Below are 16,926 nucleotides of genomic sequence, written 5' to 3'. Positions count from 1 at the left end.
TTGAAGGACGCTCTCTCACTTTCCTTAAGCAAGTGAGAGAGCGCCAGTGGAAAAGGCGCATTAGGTGAGAGAGCGTCGCCTAAAAGGGTGCAGTAAGTGAGAGAGCGTTGCCGGGCGGTGGGGCGGTGGGCGGTCAGGCCGTTTCGCGGCGGCTGTCGCTGTGGTCCACAGGGCACTCCGCCTGGGGGACCGCAGGCGCCGCCGGCTGCTCCACGGTGATGCCGTAGAGGGCCTCGAGGGCAGCCACGTACTCGTCCTGCTGGCCGTTCGCCGCCAGTTCGCGGGCACGGACCGTGGGGACGTGCAGCAGTTGCTTGACCATGCGGCGGAGTGCGAACTCGACTTCTTCCGCAGCAGCGGTGCAGCCGTGACGGGCACGGACTTTTTCCATCTCCACGTCCAGCACGTTCATCGTGTGCCGCCGCAGGGCAACAATCGCCGAGTCCACCGACCGGGCCTCCCGCTCCTGTTCGAAAGCCTTGGCAGCGCCGCTGACGATGCCGCTTGCCTGGACCAGGGATTCAGCTTGTTCCTGCGGTGCAGCGAGGCGCACGGACTCCAGGGTCAGCAGCTCTACGCCGTCCAACTCCCCGACGCCGGGGTCAAAATCATGGGTGAGGGCCAGGTCGATGGCGATCAGCGGCTGGGGCGAATCCGCGCGGACCGTCGCCAGTTCGTCGGCCTCAACGCGGGTGTCCGAACCGCTGCAGCCGATCATCACGTCCGCGGCAGCCACCGCCGGGCGGAGCGAGTCCGCGTCCAGGGCGGTGCCGCCGCGGGTGGCCACGAAGCCTTCGGCGCGGCCGGAGGAGGAGAAGACGGAGATATCGGTGCAGCCGCGTTCGCGCAGCAGCGCCATGGTGGCGCCGGCGTAGGCGCCGGTCCCGAAGACCACCACTTTCTTGGTGGACCAGTCAGGATTCTCGGAAAGATCAGTTGCCAGATCGAGGGCGACAGAAACGATGGACAGGCCCCTGGAGCCGAGGGCGGTCTGGGCGCCCACGTCCTTGGCCGTTTTGGATGCGGCCTGGAACAACCGGACGAGTCCCGAGCTGGCGGTGCCCTCGTGCTGCGCTGTGATGAGCGCGCGGCGTACCTGGCCTGCGATTTCGCGTTCGCCGACGACGGCCGAGTCCAGTCCGGCGCTGACGGCGAACAGGTGCTGGGTGACTTCCGGGCCGGTGCGGGTGCTGAAGGAGCGGGAGACGAGGGGCTCACCCAGTCCGCTGGCTTCGCTGATCCGGGCAACCAGGGCGGCCCGGGCAGCCTCGACATCGTCCGGGTGGGAGGCTTCGCCGTAGATTTCGTACCGGTTGCAGGTGGCAAGGACAACCGCACCCGTCACTGCCGGCGACTCCGAGAGGGCGGATGTGGCGATCCCGGAGGCACCGTTGCTCAAATGAGCAACGGTCTCAAGATCGATATCGGCGTGTGACGCCACCAATGAGAAAAGAACCACAACAGGTCAATCATAGCTTTTTCGTTCCTCGGTAGAACAACTGTCCGGCGCGGGAGGTGCCAGTTGGCCCTGTGATTCCTGCCACGGCAGGGGACGGGGCCCTGCCGTGGCAGCCTGCCGTTATCTTTTACTGCTGTTTTTGGGCACAATCGAAGGCATGACTTCCAGCCCTGCCATGTCCGCTGCCGGTGCCCTCGCTGCAGACCATCCCCTGGTGGACGGCCGCACCACAGACTCGCCACTGATTACGGCCTACCGGGGTGGAAAGCCGTCGCGGCGCCCCGTCTGGTTCATGCGGCAGGCCGGGCGCTCGCTTCCCGAGTACCTCAAGGTCCGCGAGGGCATCGCCATGCTGGACTCCTGCCTCCGGCCGGAACTCGCCTCGGAGATCACGCTCCAGCCCGTCCGCCGGCATGACGTGGATGCCGGCATCTTCTTTTCGGACATCGTTATTCCCCTGAAGCTGGCGGGGGTGGGCGTGGACATCGTCCCGGGCGTGGGACCGGTCCTGGACAAGCCCGTGCGGAGGGCGGCCGACGTTGCCGCCCTGCCGCAGCTGACCTGGGAAGCCCTGGAACCCATTCGCGAGGCTGTGCGCCTCACGGTCGCCGAACTCGGCGCAACACCCCTGATCGGCTTCGCCGGCGCCCCCTTCACCCTGGCGGCCTACATGGTGGAAGGCAAGCCGTCCCGCGACCACCTCGGCCCGCGGACCATGATGCATGCCGACCCCGAAACCTGGAGCGCGCTGGCCCGCTGGGCCGCCGATGCGTCCGGGATGTTCCTGCAGGCCCAGCTGGAGGCCGGCGCCTCGGCAGGGCAGCTCTTCGACTCGTGGGCAGGTTCCCTGGGCCTGGCCGACTACACCAGGTATGTGGCGCCGGCATCCGCCCGCGCCCTTGACCACGTGCGGCACCTGGGCGCGCCGCTTATCCACTTCGGCACCGGTACCTCCGAGCTCCTGGTGGCCATGCGTGATGTGGGCGTTGACGTGGTGGGTGTTGACTACCGCCTTCCGCTGGATGAAGCCAACCGCCGGCTGGGCGGCTCCGTTCCGCTCCAGGGCAACATCGACCCCGCCCTGCTGTCGGCCCCGTGGAAGATCCTCGAGGCCCACGTCCGCGAAGTCATCAAAGCCGGCGCAGCGGCACCGGGCCACGTCCTTAACCTCGGGCACGGCGTCCCTCCGGAAACCGACCCTGCCGTCCTGACCCGGGTTGTAGAGCTCATCCACTCCATCGCTCCGGAGTAAAACGTGGACACCAACCCGGCCGGAACAGTATCCGCCCTGGTGCTGGGCGGGGGGATCTCGGGACTCCTGTCCGCCCGGGAACTTGCCGCTGCCGGACACCGGGTCACCGTCCTGGAAGCGGGCACGGAATGGGGCGGCTGCGTAGGCAGCCACGTGGTGGCCGGCCTCACCCTGGACAGCGGTGCCGAATCCTTCGCCACCCGCTCCGACGCCGTCGCCGCCCTTGCCCGCGAACTGGGCCTTTCGGGCAGGATCGTCCAGCCCCGGCCAGGCGGCGCCTGGGTGCAGCTCCCGGAGGGCCCGCGCGAACTTCCCAAAACCGGTGTCCTGGGGATCCCGGCCAACCCCTGGGACCCCGAAGTGCGCCGCTCCCTGGGCCTGCTTGGCTCCCTGCGGGCATCGCTGGACAGGATCCTTCCGGCATCCGTAGGCGCGGCCGCGGACGTTGTCAGCGTAGCCGCGCTGGTCAAGGCCAGGATGGGCGGGCGGGTCCTCGGGCGGCTGGTGGAGCCGGTAGTAGGAGGCGTCCACTCAGCTGACCCCGCGCTTCTCGACGTCGACATGGTGGCGCCGGGACTCCGCGCAGGACTCCGCAAGCACGGCTCACTGGCCGCCGCCGTAGCCGCCCAACGGCGAAACGGCGCCGGACCCGCCAAGGCCGGCTCCGCCGTCGCCGGCCTGGAAGGCGGCATGCACACACTGGTGGGCGCACTGGTCAGCGAGCTTCGCGCCCGGGGCGTCACGCTCCTGTCCGGCACGCCTGCGTCGTCGGTGGCCCGTATCGCCGAGGGATGGCGGGTTGGCGCCGCCGGAGAAACGTACGACGCCGGCCTGCTGGTAGTTGCAGTGGATGGCCCGGCCGCCGTCGGGCTGCTGGAGGCAGCCGTGCCCGCGATCGCGGGCAAGAAGCCGGGCTCCGGGCCGGACGTGCAGCTTGTCACCCTGGTTCTGGACAAGCCCGCCCTGGACAGCCGCCCGCGCGGCACAGGCATCCTCGTGGCGCCGCAAACCCCCGGCATCCGGGCGAAGGCCCTGACCCACGCAACGGGCAAGTGGGACTGGCTCGCGGAAGCCGCAGGTCCAGGACGCCATGTCCTCCGGCTCTCCTACGGACGCGTTGATGGTGCCGGCAGCCAGCCTGCCGGCCCAGATACTGACGACGATCTCCTGGCCGCCTCGCTGATTGATGCCTCTGCACTGCTGGGCGCTGGCATCAGCCGGCAGGACGTTGTGGACTGGGACGTTGTCCGGTGGCCCGGATCCTTGCCGTTTGCCGCGGTCGGGCACCGTGCACGGGTGACCGCAATCCGGGAAGCCTGCAACGCGGCCGGGGGCCTGGCTCTGGTGGGCGGCTGGGTGGCCGGCAACGGGCTCGCCGCAGTGGTATCGGACACAAAGGAGCAGATCCGGAAGCTGGCTGGCTGAACGTCGTTGCTGGTCAACGCGGTGATGCAGCTGAGCCGGCCTTTTCAGGCTGCCACTCCAGACTTCACCGGCTTTCAATTCGCCTCGCAAAATAGTTAGTGTCGATGACTATGCTTCAAAACAAGTCCGAGCTTTCAATGTCCCGGACTGGTATCCATGGGGGAATCCGGCGTGGCGCTGCAGCCGCGGCAATCGGAGCGGTACTGGTTCTATCCACAGGCGTCCCGGCGTCCCAAGCCAAGGAAGGAACGGCAGACCCCGGCGACCCGGCGGCCCCGGCCGTTGACACCGCCTCCCTCCCGGTAGTGGCTCAGCTGGAGCGCCAGTCTGACCAGTCGCGCGAGGATTCGCCCGGCAAGAACACCGGCAAGAACGCCGGCAAGAACACCAACGCCGGCAGAAACGGTCGGGCAGGCGCCAGCCCCGCTCCCACTGCTTCCGCCTCCGTCTCTGCTTCCGTAGTCCCTTCAGCCCTTCTGCCGGCCATTGCCGCCACCCTGTCTCCCGGCTCCACGCCGGCGCCGGCAACCACGGCCACGCCATCACCTGTTCCGACGGCAGGCGCTCCGACTTCCAGCACTCCGACTTCCAGCACTCCGACGGCAACCCGCCCAGCCACGTCCGCTCCTGCGGGCTCCGCCCCGGCACCGTCCGAAACGTCTCCGGTTGCTGCCGGCTCCGCCCCGGCCCGGGCTTCCGCCCCGGCATCATCCGCGGCGGGAATCCCTGCTGCAGGAACTCCGGCCGCCGCTGCCCCCGGCATGCAACCCCCAGGCGTGCAGGAAGCGCCGGCGGGTCCGGCCGGCGCCACAGCCCCGCAATCCGGCCCCGCAGGATCCACGGCCGCGGACGGTCCGGGCATCGCCGCAGGCCAATCCGGAACCGAAACAAGCGCAGCGGCAGCATCCAGTGCGGCAGCAGCGCACGGACAGGCGGCCTCCATGCCGCTTTATTTCATGCCGCAGGCCGACCAGGGGTGGAGCCCTTCCTACAGCCGAGGCGCGCAAGCCAGCAGCGTCAAGCTGAATGCGCAGCCGGAGCCGAAGAGCGCCCTGGTATGGCTGGGCTCGGGGCTGGTGGGAGTAGCAGGGGCTGCGGGACTGGTCTTTTTCCGCTTGCGGAATCCCTAGGACCGGCCTCCGGGCTCCCGCAAAGCGGACGCGCGTGTGACTTTAAGCACTTCTACGCTCTGTAGAACTTGCTGGTTTCGACTTGGCGGGTACGAAGGGGCAAACTTGTAACCATGAGCCACACTTCTGCCGAATCTGTCACTAAAACCGAAGAATCAGCTGAGCAGTTTTTCACGCTTTGGACGGTCTTCAAGCGTTCTGAAACCCTCATCCGCAGCGCTGGTGCCGCCGCTGATTTCGAGGCCCTGCTGGAGCGGCTTGCGCAGGCCGGCGTGACACACCGCGGCAGCTACGACGTTTCAGCCATGCGGGCAGACGCTGACGTGATGGTGTGGCTCCACGGGCCGAAACCTGAAGCCCTGCAGCAGGCAATCCGGGACATCCGCCGCAGCACGCTCTTCGCCGGAACCGAGATTGTCTGGTCGGCCATGGGTGTGCACCGCGAGGCGGAGTTCGCCAAGAACCACACTCCTGCCTACTCCCGGGGCGTGGCACCGGCCGAGTGGCTCTGCGTCTACCCGTTTGTCCGCTCCTACGAGTGGTACATCCTGCCCGAGGCCGAGCGCGGCAAGATGCTCCGCGACCACGGGCTGCTGGGCCGTGACTTCCCGCAGGTCATCTCCAACACCGTTTCCTCCTTCGCCCTGGGGGACTGGGAATGGATCCTGGGCCTGGAGGCACCCGATCTGGTGGACCTGGTGGACCTCATGCGCCACTTGCGCGCCACCGAGGCACGCAACCACGTCCGCGAGGAAATCCCGTTCTACACCGGCCGCCGTATTTCCGCCGCAGAGGTCGCCGAGGTGCTGGCATGAGCCCGTTTGAAGCCCGGGACCCGGCCGACGTGACCGCCGTTAACCCCGTCACCGAGGCGGGGCGGATGGCGCCGAAGAACTACGACGCCGTGCTGCTGGCCTCCTTCGGCGGGCCCGAGGGCCAGGAGGACGTCATCCCGTTCCTCCGCAACGTCACCCGCGGCCGCGGCATCCCGGACGAGCGGCTCGAGGAAGTGTCACACCACTACCGGGCCAACGGCGGCATCAGCCCCATCAACCAGCAGAACCGTGAGCTCAAGGCAGCCCTCGAGGCCGGGTTGTCCGCCCGGGGCATCGACCTTCCCGTGCTGTGGGGCAACCGTAACTGGGCGCCGTACATCCCGCAGACCCTGCAAGACGCTTACGACGCCGGGCACCGCCGCCTCCTGATGGTTACCACCAGTGCCTACTCCTGTTACTCCAGCTGCCGCCAGTACCGCGAGGACATCGGCATGGCCCTGACGGAGACCGGTTTGGACGGCCGGCTTGAGGTGGACAAGGTGCGCCAGTACTTCGACCACCCCGGCTTCGTGGAACCCTTTATCGAAGGCACCGCCGCCGGCCTGGCCACCGTCCGCGAGCAGCTCTCCGCCGCCGGCGCCCCGGACGCGCCGGTCCAGATCCTGTTCGCCACGCACTCGATCCCCACCCGGGACGCCGAAGCGGCAGGCCGCTCAGAGGGCGAACCCCGCGAGTTCGAAGAGGGTTCCGCATACGTGGCCCAGCACCTCGCCACCGCTGCCGCCGTGATGCAGCGCGTCGAGGAGGAATCCGGCCTTACCGCTCCCTGGTCTTTGGTCTACCAGTCCCGCTCCGGTGCCCCGCACGTGCCGTGGCTGGAGCCGGACATCAACGACGCCATCGAGGAACTGGCCGGCCAGGGCGTGAAGGGCATTGTTATTGTGCCGCTCGGGTTCGTCAGCGACCACATGGAAGTGGTCTGGGACCTGGACACTGAAGCCCTGGAAACCTGCGCCAACCTCGGACTTGCCGCCACCCGGGTGCCCACCCCCGGCACGCACCGAAAGTTCGTCAACGGCCTCGTGGACCTGATTTCCGAGCGGACCGTGGCCAACAACATCAGCGACCGTCCCGCCGTGACCGCCCTGGGTCCCTGGTACGACGTTTGCCGGCCGGGGTGCTGCGCGAACTTCCGCGGTGAAAAGCCCACGATTGCCGGGGCGGACACCACGGTGGGCACGGGCCACGATCCCTACCCGGGCGAAGCAGCTGCCGGCCGGTCCGGCGCTGCCGCTTCCAATACTGCCGGGGGAGCGGCGCAGCAGTGACGGTCCGCATCGGAACCCGCGCCAGCAAGCTCGCGCTCACCCAGACACAGCAGACGGCGGACCAGCTCGCCGCCGTCGGAGGCTTCCCCGTGGAGCTCGTGCACATCAGGACCGACGGCGACGTCCTTACCGGTTCCTTGTCGCAGATGGGCGGCACGGGCGTCTTCGTCGCCGCCCTGCGCGATGCGCTGCTGCGCAGCGAGTGTGACGTCGCAGTCCACTCGCTCAAGGACCTGCCCACCGGCGCCGCAGTAGGGCTCAGCCTGGCTGCCACCCCGAGGCGGGTGGACGTCCGCGATGTACTGTGCGCCCGCGACGGGCTGAAGCTCGCCGACCTCCCGTCCGGCGCCACGGTAGGGACCGGTTCCCCACGCCGCGCCGCCCAGCTCCGCACCGCAAGGCCGGACCTGGAGATCGTGGACATCCGCGGGAACGTGGACACCAGGCTGGGCAGGGTACCGGGACTGCCGGGCAACGCCACGCACGAGGTTGTTGCCGGGAAGTCATGCGACCTCGATGCCGTGGTCCTGGCAGCGGCCGGACTGGAACGCATCGGGCGGCTGGACGCCGTCAGCGAGTTCCTCGAAACGGACGTGATGCTTCCCGCCGCCGGCCAGGGCTCGCTCGCCATTGAGTGCCGCACCGCGGATGCTCCGCCGCGGCCGGGCACAACAGAAGGCTCCAGGAAAGTCCTGGCCCAGGCACTCACCGCGCTGGACGATCCGGACACCCGGCTCGCTGTTACCGCCGAGCGGGCCCTGCTGGCCCGCCTCGAGGCCGGCTGCGCCGCGCCGGTGGGCGCGTACGCCTACCGCAAGGGCAGCATGCTCCACCTCGAAGCCGTGGTGTGCGCTGTGGACGGCACCGCTTCGGTCAGGGACAAGCGGGCAACCGACGGCTTGACGGAAGTGGGCGCCACCCTGTTGGGCATCGAACTTGCCGAGGTCCTCCTGGCCGCAGGTGCCGCCGACATCGCAGACCTGCAGGCTTCCTGATCCGGCCATGGGACTGCTTTCCCGCCCTGTCCTGAATCCCCTCCCAGGGGATGGTTGAGCATGCCGGCAAGCGCTGCCGCCAGCGGCAATGAGCGTGGCACCGGGCCATTGGATGGGGTCCGGGTCCTGATTACCCGGAGCCCGGAACGTTCGCTGCCTCTCGTGGGCGCCCTTACGGAAGCGGGGGCGCAGGCCCTGCTCCTGCCGCTGATCGACTTCGAACGCGCCGCCGACGAGCACTCACTGGACGTGGCCTGCGACGCGCTCGGCGCCGGGGCCTACGACTGGCTGGTCATCACCAGCGCCACCACAGTCCATGTGCTCCTCGCCAAGGCAACCGATCGCGGCCTCAACCTGCGGCAGTGGATCCCCGCCCGCACGCGGATCGCGGCTGTCGGGCCAGCCTCCCGGAAGCTCCTGGAAACCGCTAGCCTGCCGGTGGCCGTGACGCCCAAGGCCGAACAGTCAGCCGCGGGCCTCCTTGAGGTGTGGCCCGCCGGCGCCGGGAAAGTCCTGCTGCTGCAGGCAGACATTGCGCCGCCGCGCCTCGCTGAAGGGCTGACGGCGGCAGGTTGCCTCGTCACAGCGGTCACCGCGTACCGGACCGTGGACTACCCGGCGGCACCGGAGCGCAGGCTTGCCATCCCGGCGGCGGACGGGGGACCCGGCCACGCGCCGTCGTACTCCCTGCTGGCGCCGGAAGCAGCCGCCGCGGAAATCGCCGCCGGACTGATCCACGTGGTGGTGGCCGCTTCGCCCAGTGCTGTGAGGCGGATCGATGCGCTCTCGCCGCTGCACGGCTGCCGGCTGGTGGCGATTGGGCGGTCGACGGCGGAACAGGCCGCAGCCCTGGGCCTCGCCGTTGCAGCAATCGCCGCAGAGCCAACGCCCCAAGGGCTGGTAGCCGCCGTCGAAGCGGCCCTCGCCCCAGGGTGACGTGCTGTGGCGCCGCCATCGGATTGCGGGCGGGCGCCAGCGGGTACGAACCCATTCCAGAGACAACGTGAAGGACGTCGAACATGACATTTCCGAGCCAACGCCCCCGCCGCCTGCGCACCACTGCTGCCATGCGACGGCTGACCGCTGAAACCCGGCTGGCACCGGCCGAGCTGATCCTTCCCGCCTTCATCCGGGAAGGTTTGGCTGAGCCCAACCCGATCACATCGATGCCCGGCGTTGTCCAGCACACCCCTGACACTCTGAAACGGGCCGCGGCGGAAGCGGTTGAGCTGGGCCTCGGCGGCATCATGCTGTTCGGCATCCCCCAGGTCCGGGACGCGGAGGGGACGGCCTCCCTTGACCCCGAGGGAGTCCTGAATAAAGCCATCCGGGATGTCCGGGCAGAGGTTGGCGATGACCTGGTCATCATGAGCGACGTGTGCCTGGATGAGTTCACGGACCACGGGCACTGCGGGGTGCTGGACGCCGACGGCTACGTGGACAACGACCGCACTGTGGAGATCTATGCACGGATGGCGGTGGCACAGGCCGACGCCGGTGCCCACATGCTGGGCCCCTCCGGAATGATGGACGGCCAGGTCGCGGCCATTCGGGCAGCCCTGGACCAGGCGGGGCACACCAACACCTCGGTGGTTGCCTACGCCGCGAAGTACGCGTCGGCCTTCTACGGTCCGTTCCGTGAAGCCGTGGACTCGCAGCTCAAGGGCGACCGGCGGACATACCAGATGGACGCCGGCAACCGGACGGAAGCCCTCCGGGAGGTGGAGCTGGACCTTGCCGAGGGAGCGGACGTGGTGATGGTGAAGCCCGCCATGAGCTACCTGGACATCGTCGCGGATGTGGCCGCCATGAGCCCGGTCCCGGTGGCCGCCTATCAGATATCGGGGGAGTACGCGATGATCGAGGCCGCCGCCGCCAATGGCTGGATTGACCGCCGCGCCGCCATCACGGAATCAGTGCTGGGCATCCGCCGTGCCGGGGCGCATATGGTCCTGACCTACTGGGCCGCCGAGCTGGCCCGCTGGCTGAAGGAGTCCTGATGACTGAGGTGCCGCCGAATCCCACTGCGCCGGTGGGGCCGCAACGGATCCTGCTGGGTTTGAACACTTTCGGCGACGTTGGCGAGAACCCGGACGGCAGCCCGCAGCCGCATGCACGGGTGCTGCGCCAGTTGCTGGAGCAGGCGGAACTGGCGGACGCCGTCGGACTTCACGCCTTTGGTGTGGGGGAGCACCACCGCAAGGACTACGCGGTATCTGCGCCGGAGGTTTTCCTGGCCGCGGCCGCGGCCCGCACCACCAGGATCCGCCTTGGGTCCGCCGTCACCGTGCTGAGCTCTGACGATCCCATCCGGGTGTTCCAGCGCTTCTCCACGGTGGACGCCCTCTCCAACGGACGGGCCGAGGTGATGCTGGGGCGCGGCTCCTTCATCGAATCCTTCCCGCTGTTCGGGCTTGACCTTGCCGACTACGAGGTCCTGTTCGAAGAGAAGCTCGAGCTGTTCGACAAGGTGCGGGCACAGAAGCCCGTGCATTGGGAAGGCCGGACCCGGCCCGCCCTCGCCGGCCTGAGCGTGTACCCGCCCCTGGAACGCCACCTGCTGCCCACCTGGATCGGCGTGGGCGGAACCCCTGAATCAGTGCTCCGCTGCGCGCAGTACGGTTATCCGGTTATTTTCGCGATCATCGGCGGGCAGCCCCGCAGCTTCCGCCCGCTGCTGGACCTGTACCGGGAAGCCATGGGCAAGTACGGCCACCCCATGCAGCAGGTGGCCACGCATTCACCGGGCCACGTGGCTGATACCGACGAGCAGGCCCGGGAGGAACTCTTCCCGCACTGGCTGAAGCTGCGGAACAAGCTGGGAGCCGAGCGCGGCTGGGGACCTGCCGGACGGGGCGAATTTGACGCGCTGTGCGCCCCGGAGGGTGCCCTTTATGTCGGCTCGCCGGAAACGGTGGCGCAAAAAATCGTCCAGCTTAAGCAGAACCTCGGCGTGGACCGCTTCGACTTCAAGTACAGCAATGGCCCGCTGCCGCACTCGGCCATGATGCGCTCCATCGAGCTGCTGGGTACTGCGGTGGCGCCCCGGGTGGCGGAACTGCTGGCCGCAAATGACCGGCCGGCCAACTGAGAGAATAGGAACCATGACTTCCAGCAATCCTCGCAATGAGGCACTCTTCGACCGCGCCCGCCAGCTGATGCCGGGCGGGGTCAACTCCCCGGTCCGGGCCTTCGGGTCCGTGGGCGGAACGCCGCGCTTTATGGTTTCCGCCAAGGGCCCGTACCTGACGGACGCCGACGGCAAGGAATACGTGGACCTGGTCTGCTCCTGGGGTCCGGCGTTGCTCGGCCACGCGCACCCCGCTGTGCTGGAGGCCGTTCACGCCGCCGTGGACAGGGGCCTCTCCTTTGGGGCATCCACCCCGGACGAAGCCAACCTGGCGGAAATCGTCAAGGAACGCGTGCCGGCCGTCGAACGCCTCCGCATGGTCTCCACGGGCACCGAAGCCACCATGACCGCTGTCCGGCTGGCCCGCGGTTTCACCGGCCGCAACCTCATCATCAAGTTCGCCGGCTGCTACCACGGGCACTTGGACAGCCTTTTGGCGTCTGCAGGATCGGGCGTGGCGACGCTCGCCCTTCCCGGCTCCGCAGGCGTCACCGAGGCCACCACGGCCGAAACCCTGGTGCTTCCGTACAACGACCTGGCGGCCGTCAAGGAAGCCTTCGCCACCCACGGGCAGAATATCGCGGCGGTCATCACGGAGGCCGCCCCGGCCAACATGGGCGTGGTGACTCCGGAGGAAGGCTTCAACCTGGGCCTGTCCCGGATCACCCGCGAGCACGGCGCGCTGCTCATCGTGGACGAGGTCCTCACCGGCTTCCGCACGGGCTACTCCGGTTACTGGGGCCTCACCGGCGGTGCGCCGGACGCCGCAGAGCCGTGGACACCGGATCTGCTCACCTTCGGCAAGGTCATCGGCGGAGGAATGCCGACGGCGGCCCTCGGCGGACGTGCCGACGTTATGGATTACCTCGCCCCCACCGGTCCCGTGTACCAGGCCGGCACACTGTCCGGGAACCCCGTGGCGATGGCTGCCGGCGTGGCGACCCTGACCCATGCCACCCGGGACGTGTACTCGTTCATCGACGTCCGCTCGCTGGAGCTCTCCTCTGCAGTGTCCACCGCCCTGGACGCGTCCGGCGTGGACCACTCCATCCAGTTCGCCGGGAACCTGTTCTCGGTGGCCTTCGGAACCTCGGCACACGGTGTCCACAACTACGCTGACGCGCAGGGCCAGGAAGCCTTCCGCTACGCACCGTTCTTCCACTCCATGCTGGAATCCGGCGTCTACCTGCCGCCGTCGGTCTTCGAGGCTTGGTTCCTGTCCGCCGCGCACGACGACGCCGCCATGAACCGTATCTTCGACGCCCTTCCGGCGGCAGCCAAGGCGGCAGCAGCCGCTCAAGGCTAGAGACCGCGGCCAGTCCCGCCGTCGGCTGTTCATCTCCGCGACAAAAAGGAAATCCCCGGCTGCGGGCTGCAGCCGGGGATTTCCTTTTGTGTTTAAGGACTTAGAGGACGTCCGAGAGGAAGCCCTTGAGGCGCTCCGTTTCCGGGGCGCTGAAGATCTTCTCGGGCGGTCCCGATTCCACCACCACGCCGGCGTCCATAAACGTCACGGTGTCCGAGACGTTGCGGGAGAAGCCCATTTCGTGGGTCACCACCACCATGGTCATGCCGCCCTTTGCAAGGTCCGTCATCAGCGCCAGGACGCCCTTGACCAGCTCCGGGTCCAAGGCAGACGTGGCCTCGTCAAAGAACATCACTTCGGGCTTCATGGCCAGTGCACGGGCGATGGCAACACGCTGCTGCTGGCCGCCGGAGAGGTTGGCCGGACGGGCGTCCGCCTTGTGCTTCAGGCCCACGAGGTCCAGCTGCTCCAGGGCCTCGGCACGGGCCTGGTCCCTGGGCAGTTTGCGCAGTTTCTGCAGTGCCAGGGACACGTTGTCCACCACCGTTTTGTGCGGGAACAGGTTGAACTGCTGGAACACCATCCCGATGCGCTGCCTGAGCTCGTCCGGGTTGTCCTTCAGGACAGAGCGGCCATCGAGGAGGATGTCGCCCTGGTCCGGCTCGATCAGCCGGTTCATCACCCGAAGGAGCGTTGACTTACCGGAGCCGGACGGGCCGATCACAGAGGCTGTGGTGCCCTTCTCCACGTGCAGGTCTATGCCGCGGAGAACATGGTTGTGGCCGAACGAGAGGTGCAGGTTCTTGCCGGTCAGGGTTCCGGAAGCGAATTCCGTCATGCCTGTGCCCCCTTGCCGATAGGAGCTGCAAGCTCGTCCGGTTCCTTCTTTTCCGGCTTGCCGGTACGCAGCCGGTGGTCGATGAAGTTCACGAAGTGGGTGAGCGGGACGGTCAGGATCAGGTAGAGCACTCCGGCGGCCACCAGTGGTGAGAGGTTTCCCGTATTGGCCATGGCATCGTTGCCGATCCGGAAGATTTCCCGGTCGGAGGCAGCGAGGCCGAGCATAAACACCAGCGAGGAATCCTTTAACAGCGAGATGAACTGGTTCACCAGTGCGGGAAGGACCCGCCGGATGCCCTGCGGCACCACAACGAGGCGCATTGAACTGCCGTAGCTGAATCCCAGCGCCCGCGATGCCTCCAGCTGCCCCTTCTCCACGCTCTGGATGCCGGAGCGGAAGATCTCACCGATGTAGGCAGCCGCAATCAGCGTCAGGGCCAGGATGCCGAGCGGGTACGGGTTCCTGGATCCGGTGATTTCCCGGGCGATGGGGCTGAGCCCGATGCCGATGACCAGGATCACCAGGATGGCCGGGAGGCCGCGGAAAATATCGGTGTAGATGCGCGCCACCCAACGGGCGCCCGCGTTGCGCGAGATCCCCATCATTGCCAGCCCCAGTCCCAGGAGGGAGCCGAGGATGCCCGAGGCAACGGCCAATATCAGGGTGTTGGGCAAGCCCACCATAAGCAGGGCGGGAATGACTTTGGCCATTTCCTCCCAGTTGAAGAAGGTATCAGCCAACTGGTCCAAGAGATCCATGAACGTCCCGGCTCAATCAGCTCTGGGGAACCGTGGCGGCCTTGCTGCCCGGCTTCCAGTCGGTCGGCATCTCGCGGTCCGGGTACCATTCCTTGGTCAGCTTGGTCCAGGTTCCGTCTGCGATCACGGCGTCCAGCCCGGAGTTCAGCGCGTCGATCAGCGGCTGGTTGTCCTTGGCCACGGCGTAGGCGGTGAAGTTCTGCGTGTTGACGACGGATTCGACGATGGCGGTGCCGTCACCTTCCTTGACCTGGCCGGTTGCCTGCTGCGAGGGGGCCACCCAGGCGTCAACCTGGCCGTTGCGCACGTTGGCGTAGACGGTGGCGTAGTCCGGGAAGCGGATGGGCTCAAGCTTGAGGGTGTTGGTGACGTAGTCATCCTGGACTGTGCCCTGGACCACGCCGATGCGGAGATCGCCCTTCAGGTCGTCAAAGCCCTTAATGCCGCTGTCGGTCTTGGCGACAACGGCCATAAAGCCGAAGTCGTAGCCGTTGGTGAATCCGACGTTCTGGCGGCGGGCGTCCGTGGTGGAGATGGAGGAGGACCCGACGTCGAACTGCTTGGTCTGGACCTGGGAGAGCAGCGCGGAGAAGTCCGTGGCAACGAATTCGACCTCAAGGCCGAGCTTGCCGGCGATGGCGCGCAGCAGTTCGTTGTCGTAGCCGGTGAACTTGCCCGAGGGGTCAATGAAGATGTTCGGGGGGGCGTCCGAGAGGGTGCCCACCTCGAGCTTGCCTTCAGTGTTCAGCCCGAGCTTGGTCTTGTCGATCTTGTCGATCGGGGTGACGTCGGCAGTGGTGTACTTGTCCAGCGTCTGCTGGTCGCTGCCGGCCAGGGCGTCGGTGGGCGTTCCACTCGGCTCGGGAGATCCTGAGCCGCACGCTGCAAGGGAAACCGCCAGGGCGATTGCCACGGGAGCGGTAGTCAGCCACTTCATCGCTTTGATTTTCATCAGGTTGTCACTTTCATTGAGTCATAAGTCAACCGGGCCGCAAGGCTGCGCTGGTGGCGCCTGGCACCTGTCCGGTGCTGGTCAAGCAAGGCCGGGGCAGGGGTGACCGCAAAACTTTATTATCTCACTTTGCTGTTTCCAGCCCCCTCGCTGAACAAGAGAACTGCCACTGAGCTGTCTACCCGAACTATGTTCGGCAGTATCGCTTCATCGCTGTTCTCCAGCGCTTCGTGTTGTCGACTCAACGAATGAATCGGCCTAAAACTCAGCTCGCTTACTAAGCGATGTGACTGATATCTCCCGCAGGAACTGAGCGGGCCGGTTAGAAACCCCCGGTACTGGCGTCCTCTGGCGGAAGCACCGGCCAGTCGCCCTCAATAACGGCGGTGGGCTTGGTCTTGCGGAGGTAGCCCTGGAAGTCCGCGGCCTGGCTCACGGCCCAGTCCACCTGCAGCTGGTGGAGTTGGCTGGCCGGCATGCTGAGTTTGGGGAACTTCCCGGCCATGGCGTCCAGGACCCGCAAGGTAGCCAGGGCATCAGCGGCCGACGTGTGGGCATTGTCCAGGACCACACCGTACTCCTCGCACAAGGCCGTGAGGGTCCGCTTGCCCTTGCGGTAGCGGTCCACCTGCTTGTTCATGATGTAGGGGTCCAGGACCGGAAAGCGGGTGAGTTGCGGCACCCCGTAGCGGGCCGATTCGGCTGCGAGCACGGTGAAGTCGTAGCTGGCATTGAAGGCGATGACGGGAGTGCCGTCGTCGAACAGGCCCTGCAGCACGGCCGCAAGCTCTCGTGTCACCTCATGAGCAGGCCTGCCGTCACGCCTGGCCTGCTCAGTGGTGATGCCGTGCACATCACTGGCTTCGATGGGAATTTCAACCCCCGGATCCGCCAGCCACTCATGCTCGGTGATCACTGCACCTTTGTGGTCAACCACCGTGACGGATGCGGTGACGATCCGGGCCGCACGCGAGTTGCGGCCTGTGGTTTCGAGGTCGAAGGCTGCGCGGGGAAGGGTGTTCCAGGTGCTCATGGTTCAACGCTAACGGGGGCCACCGACAATTCCCGGGAGCGCCACTGCGGCTACATTGGATCAATGCGGATTGAGTATGTGGAGGCGGTACTGGCCATCGTGAGGCTGGTTCCGCCAGGGTCCGCAGTCTCGTACGGGGACGTTGCCGAACTCCTGGGATCAGGCGGTCCCAGGCAGGTGGGCTCGGTGATGAGCCACTATGGCAGCGGCGTTCCCTGGTGGCGGATCCTCAAAGCCAGCGGACATGCACCCCAAGGGCATGAACCGGAAACGCTCCGTCACTACCGGCAGGAAGGAACCGCCCTCCTGGGCGCCCATGAGGCCTACCTGCGGACGGGGGAGGGCTCCTGGCGCGTGGACCTTGCGGCCGCGCGGTGGGTGCCGGGTGATGGAGACTTTGAGCACATCGACACGATCGCGGCGGAGCTGGCGCGCGGCCTCCGGCAATTGTCGGTGGCTGATGATGGAATGTCGGCGTGACAGTAACAGTTCCTTTTACAGGTCCACGCGACGAGTACCGCGAGCCGGCAGATGCTGACGC

16 protein-coding genes are annotated in these 16,926 nt (G+C 67.2%); 11 read left to right on the top strand and 5 right to left on the bottom strand.

Going from position 1 to position 16,926, the window contains the following annotated elements; genetic code table 11:
• Positions 1–133 precede the first annotated feature (133 nt).
• Positions 134–1,459, bottom strand: coding sequence for a glutamyl-tRNA reductase (locus tag FBY31_RS06595; protein ID WP_142038377.1), 1,326 nt, complete (start codon positions 1,457–1,459; stop codon positions 134–136).
• A gap of 157 nt (positions 1,460–1,616) precedes the next feature.
• On the opposite strand from FBY31_RS06595, the gene hemE reads away from it, so the two are divergent.
• The 10 genes from hemE (at position 1,617) to hemL (ending at position 12,801) form a co-directional block, all read left to right on the top strand.
• A complete protein-coding gene (hemE, locus tag FBY31_RS06590; RefSeq protein ID WP_142038374.1) occupies positions 1,617–2,711 on the top strand; it encodes a uroporphyrinogen decarboxylase in 1,095 nt (364 codons plus the stop codon).
• A 3-nt stretch (positions 2,712–2,714) separates the two neighbouring features.
• A complete protein-coding gene (hemG, locus tag FBY31_RS06585) occupies positions 2,715–4,136 on the top strand; it encodes a protoporphyrinogen oxidase (protein WP_142038371.1) in 1,422 nt (473 codons plus the stop codon).
• Between the two features lie 104 nt (positions 4,137–4,240).
• A complete protein-coding gene (locus FBY31_RS06580) occupies positions 4,241–5,266 on the top strand; it encodes a hypothetical protein (RefSeq protein ID WP_142038368.1) in 1,026 nt (341 codons plus the stop codon).
• Between the two features lie 113 nt (positions 5,267–5,379).
• Positions 5,380–6,081, top strand: a complete 702-nt coding sequence (gene hemQ / locus FBY31_RS06575) for a hydrogen peroxide-dependent heme synthase (RefSeq protein ID WP_142038366.1) — start codon at positions 5,380–5,382, stop codon at positions 6,079–6,081.
• Positions 6,078–7,370, top strand: coding sequence for a ferrochelatase (locus FBY31_RS06570; protein ID WP_142038363.1), 1,293 nt, complete (start codon positions 6,078–6,080; stop codon positions 7,368–7,370). The genes hemQ and FBY31_RS06570 overlap by 4 nt, the downstream gene beginning before the upstream one ends.
• Positions 7,367–8,365 carry a hydroxymethylbilane synthase gene (gene hemC, locus FBY31_RS06565; protein WP_142038360.1) on the top strand — a complete coding sequence of 333 codons (999 nt, stop codon included), beginning with the start codon at positions 7,367–7,369 and terminating at the stop codon, positions 8,363–8,365. The genes FBY31_RS06570 and hemC overlap by 4 nt, the downstream gene beginning before the upstream one ends.
• A gap of 60 nt (positions 8,366–8,425) precedes the next feature.
• A complete protein-coding gene (locus tag FBY31_RS06560) occupies positions 8,426–9,301 on the top strand; it encodes a uroporphyrinogen-III synthase (RefSeq protein WP_142038357.1) in 876 nt (291 codons plus the stop codon).
• 83 nt (positions 9,302–9,384) lie between these two features.
• Positions 9,385–10,365 carry a porphobilinogen synthase gene (gene hemB / locus FBY31_RS06555; protein WP_142038355.1) on the top strand — a complete coding sequence of 327 codons (981 nt, stop codon included), beginning with the start codon at positions 9,385–9,387 and terminating at the stop codon, positions 10,363–10,365.
• Positions 10,365–11,456, top strand: a complete 1,092-nt coding sequence (locus FBY31_RS06550) for an LLM class flavin-dependent oxidoreductase (protein WP_142038352.1) — start codon at positions 10,365–10,367, stop codon at positions 11,454–11,456. The genes hemB and FBY31_RS06550 overlap by 1 nt, the downstream gene beginning before the upstream one ends.
• A gap of 13 nt (positions 11,457–11,469) precedes the next feature.
• Positions 11,470–12,801, top strand: a complete 1,332-nt coding sequence (gene hemL / locus FBY31_RS06545) for a glutamate-1-semialdehyde 2,1-aminomutase (protein ID WP_142038349.1) — start codon at positions 11,470–11,472, stop codon at positions 12,799–12,801.
• Between the two features lie 100 nt (positions 12,802–12,901).
• Here hemL and FBY31_RS06540 read toward each other — a convergent pair whose 3' ends face one another.
• The 4 genes from FBY31_RS06540 to FBY31_RS06525 form a co-directional block, all read right to left on the bottom strand.
• Positions 12,902–13,639 (bottom strand): amino acid ABC transporter ATP-binding protein, encoded by a 738-nt coding sequence (locus tag FBY31_RS06540; RefSeq protein WP_142038346.1) that lies wholly within the window; start codon positions 13,637–13,639, stop codon positions 12,902–12,904.
• Entirely contained in the window at positions 13,636–14,400 is a 765-nt protein-coding gene (locus tag FBY31_RS06535) for an amino acid ABC transporter permease (RefSeq protein WP_142038344.1), read from the bottom strand. Before FBY31_RS06535 ends, FBY31_RS06540 begins: the two co-directional genes overlap by 4 nt.
• Before the next feature lie 16 nt (positions 14,401–14,416).
• Entirely contained in the window at positions 14,417–15,352 is a 936-nt protein-coding gene (locus tag FBY31_RS06530; protein WP_142038341.1) for a substrate-binding periplasmic protein, read from the bottom strand.
• Between the two features lie 322 nt (positions 15,353–15,674).
• Entirely contained in the window at positions 15,675–16,385 is a 711-nt protein-coding gene (locus FBY31_RS06525) for a 3'-5' exonuclease (protein ID WP_142038338.1), read from the bottom strand.
• Positions 16,386–16,448: 63 nt separating this feature from the next.
• Between FBY31_RS06525 and FBY31_RS06520 the strand changes: the two genes are divergently transcribed.
• On the top strand, positions 16,449–16,865 hold the full coding sequence (locus FBY31_RS06520; protein WP_142038335.1) for an MGMT family protein: 417 nt from the start codon (positions 16,449–16,451) through the stop codon (positions 16,863–16,865).
• Positions 16,866–16,926: the final 61 nt, after the last annotated feature.

The organism is Arthrobacter sp. SLBN-100 (assembly GCF_006715305.1).
In the GTDB taxonomy this organism is placed as follows: Bacteria; Actinomycetota; Actinomycetes; order Actinomycetales; family Micrococcaceae; genus Arthrobacter.
This window is presented reverse-complemented; position numbering and strand designations above follow the sequence as displayed.

What these genes read in the sequence shown, in the direction of transcription:
- FBY31_RS06530 (WP_142038341.1), bottom strand. Translation starts at nt 15,352, where the DNA reads ATGAAAATCAAAGCGATGAAGTGGCTGACTACCGCTCCCGTGGCAATC.
- FBY31_RS06580 (WP_142038368.1), top strand. Translation starts at nt 4,241, where the DNA reads ATGACTATGCTTCAAAACAAGTCCGAGCTTTCAATGTCCCGGACTGGT.
- hemQ (WP_142038366.1), top strand. Translation starts at nt 5,380, where the DNA reads ATGAGCCACACTTCTGCCGAATCTGTCACTAAAACCGAAGAATCAGCT.
- hemE (WP_142038374.1), top strand. Translation starts at nt 1,617, where the DNA reads ATGACTTCCAGCCCTGCCATGTCCGCTGCCGGTGCCCTCGCTGCAGAC.
- FBY31_RS06525 (WP_142038338.1), bottom strand. Translation starts at nt 16,385, where the DNA reads ATGAGCACCTGGAACACCCTTCCCCGCGCAGCCTTCGACCTCGAAACC.
- FBY31_RS06570 (WP_142038363.1), top strand. Translation starts at nt 6,078, where the DNA reads ATGAGCCCGTTTGAAGCCCGGGACCCGGCCGACGTGACCGCCGTTAAC.
- FBY31_RS06520 (WP_142038335.1), top strand. Translation starts at nt 16,449, where the DNA reads ATGCGGATTGAGTATGTGGAGGCGGTACTGGCCATCGTGAGGCTGGTT.
- FBY31_RS06535 (WP_142038344.1), bottom strand. Translation starts at nt 14,400, where the DNA reads ATGGATCTCTTGGACCAGTTGGCTGATACCTTCTTCAACTGGGAGGAA.
- hemL (WP_142038349.1), top strand. Translation starts at nt 11,470, where the DNA reads ATGACTTCCAGCAATCCTCGCAATGAGGCACTCTTCGACCGCGCCCGC.
- hemB (WP_142038355.1), top strand. Translation starts at nt 9,385, where the DNA reads ATGACATTTCCGAGCCAACGCCCCCGCCGCCTGCGCACCACTGCTGCC.
- FBY31_RS06540 (WP_142038346.1), bottom strand. Translation starts at nt 13,639, where the DNA reads ATGACGGAATTCGCTTCCGGAACCCTGACCGGCAAGAACCTGCACCTC.
- FBY31_RS06550 (WP_142038352.1), top strand. Translation starts at nt 10,365, where the DNA reads ATGACTGAGGTGCCGCCGAATCCCACTGCGCCGGTGGGGCCGCAACGG.
- FBY31_RS06560 (WP_142038357.1), top strand. Translation starts at nt 8,426, where the DNA reads ATGCCGGCAAGCGCTGCCGCCAGCGGCAATGAGCGTGGCACCGGGCCA.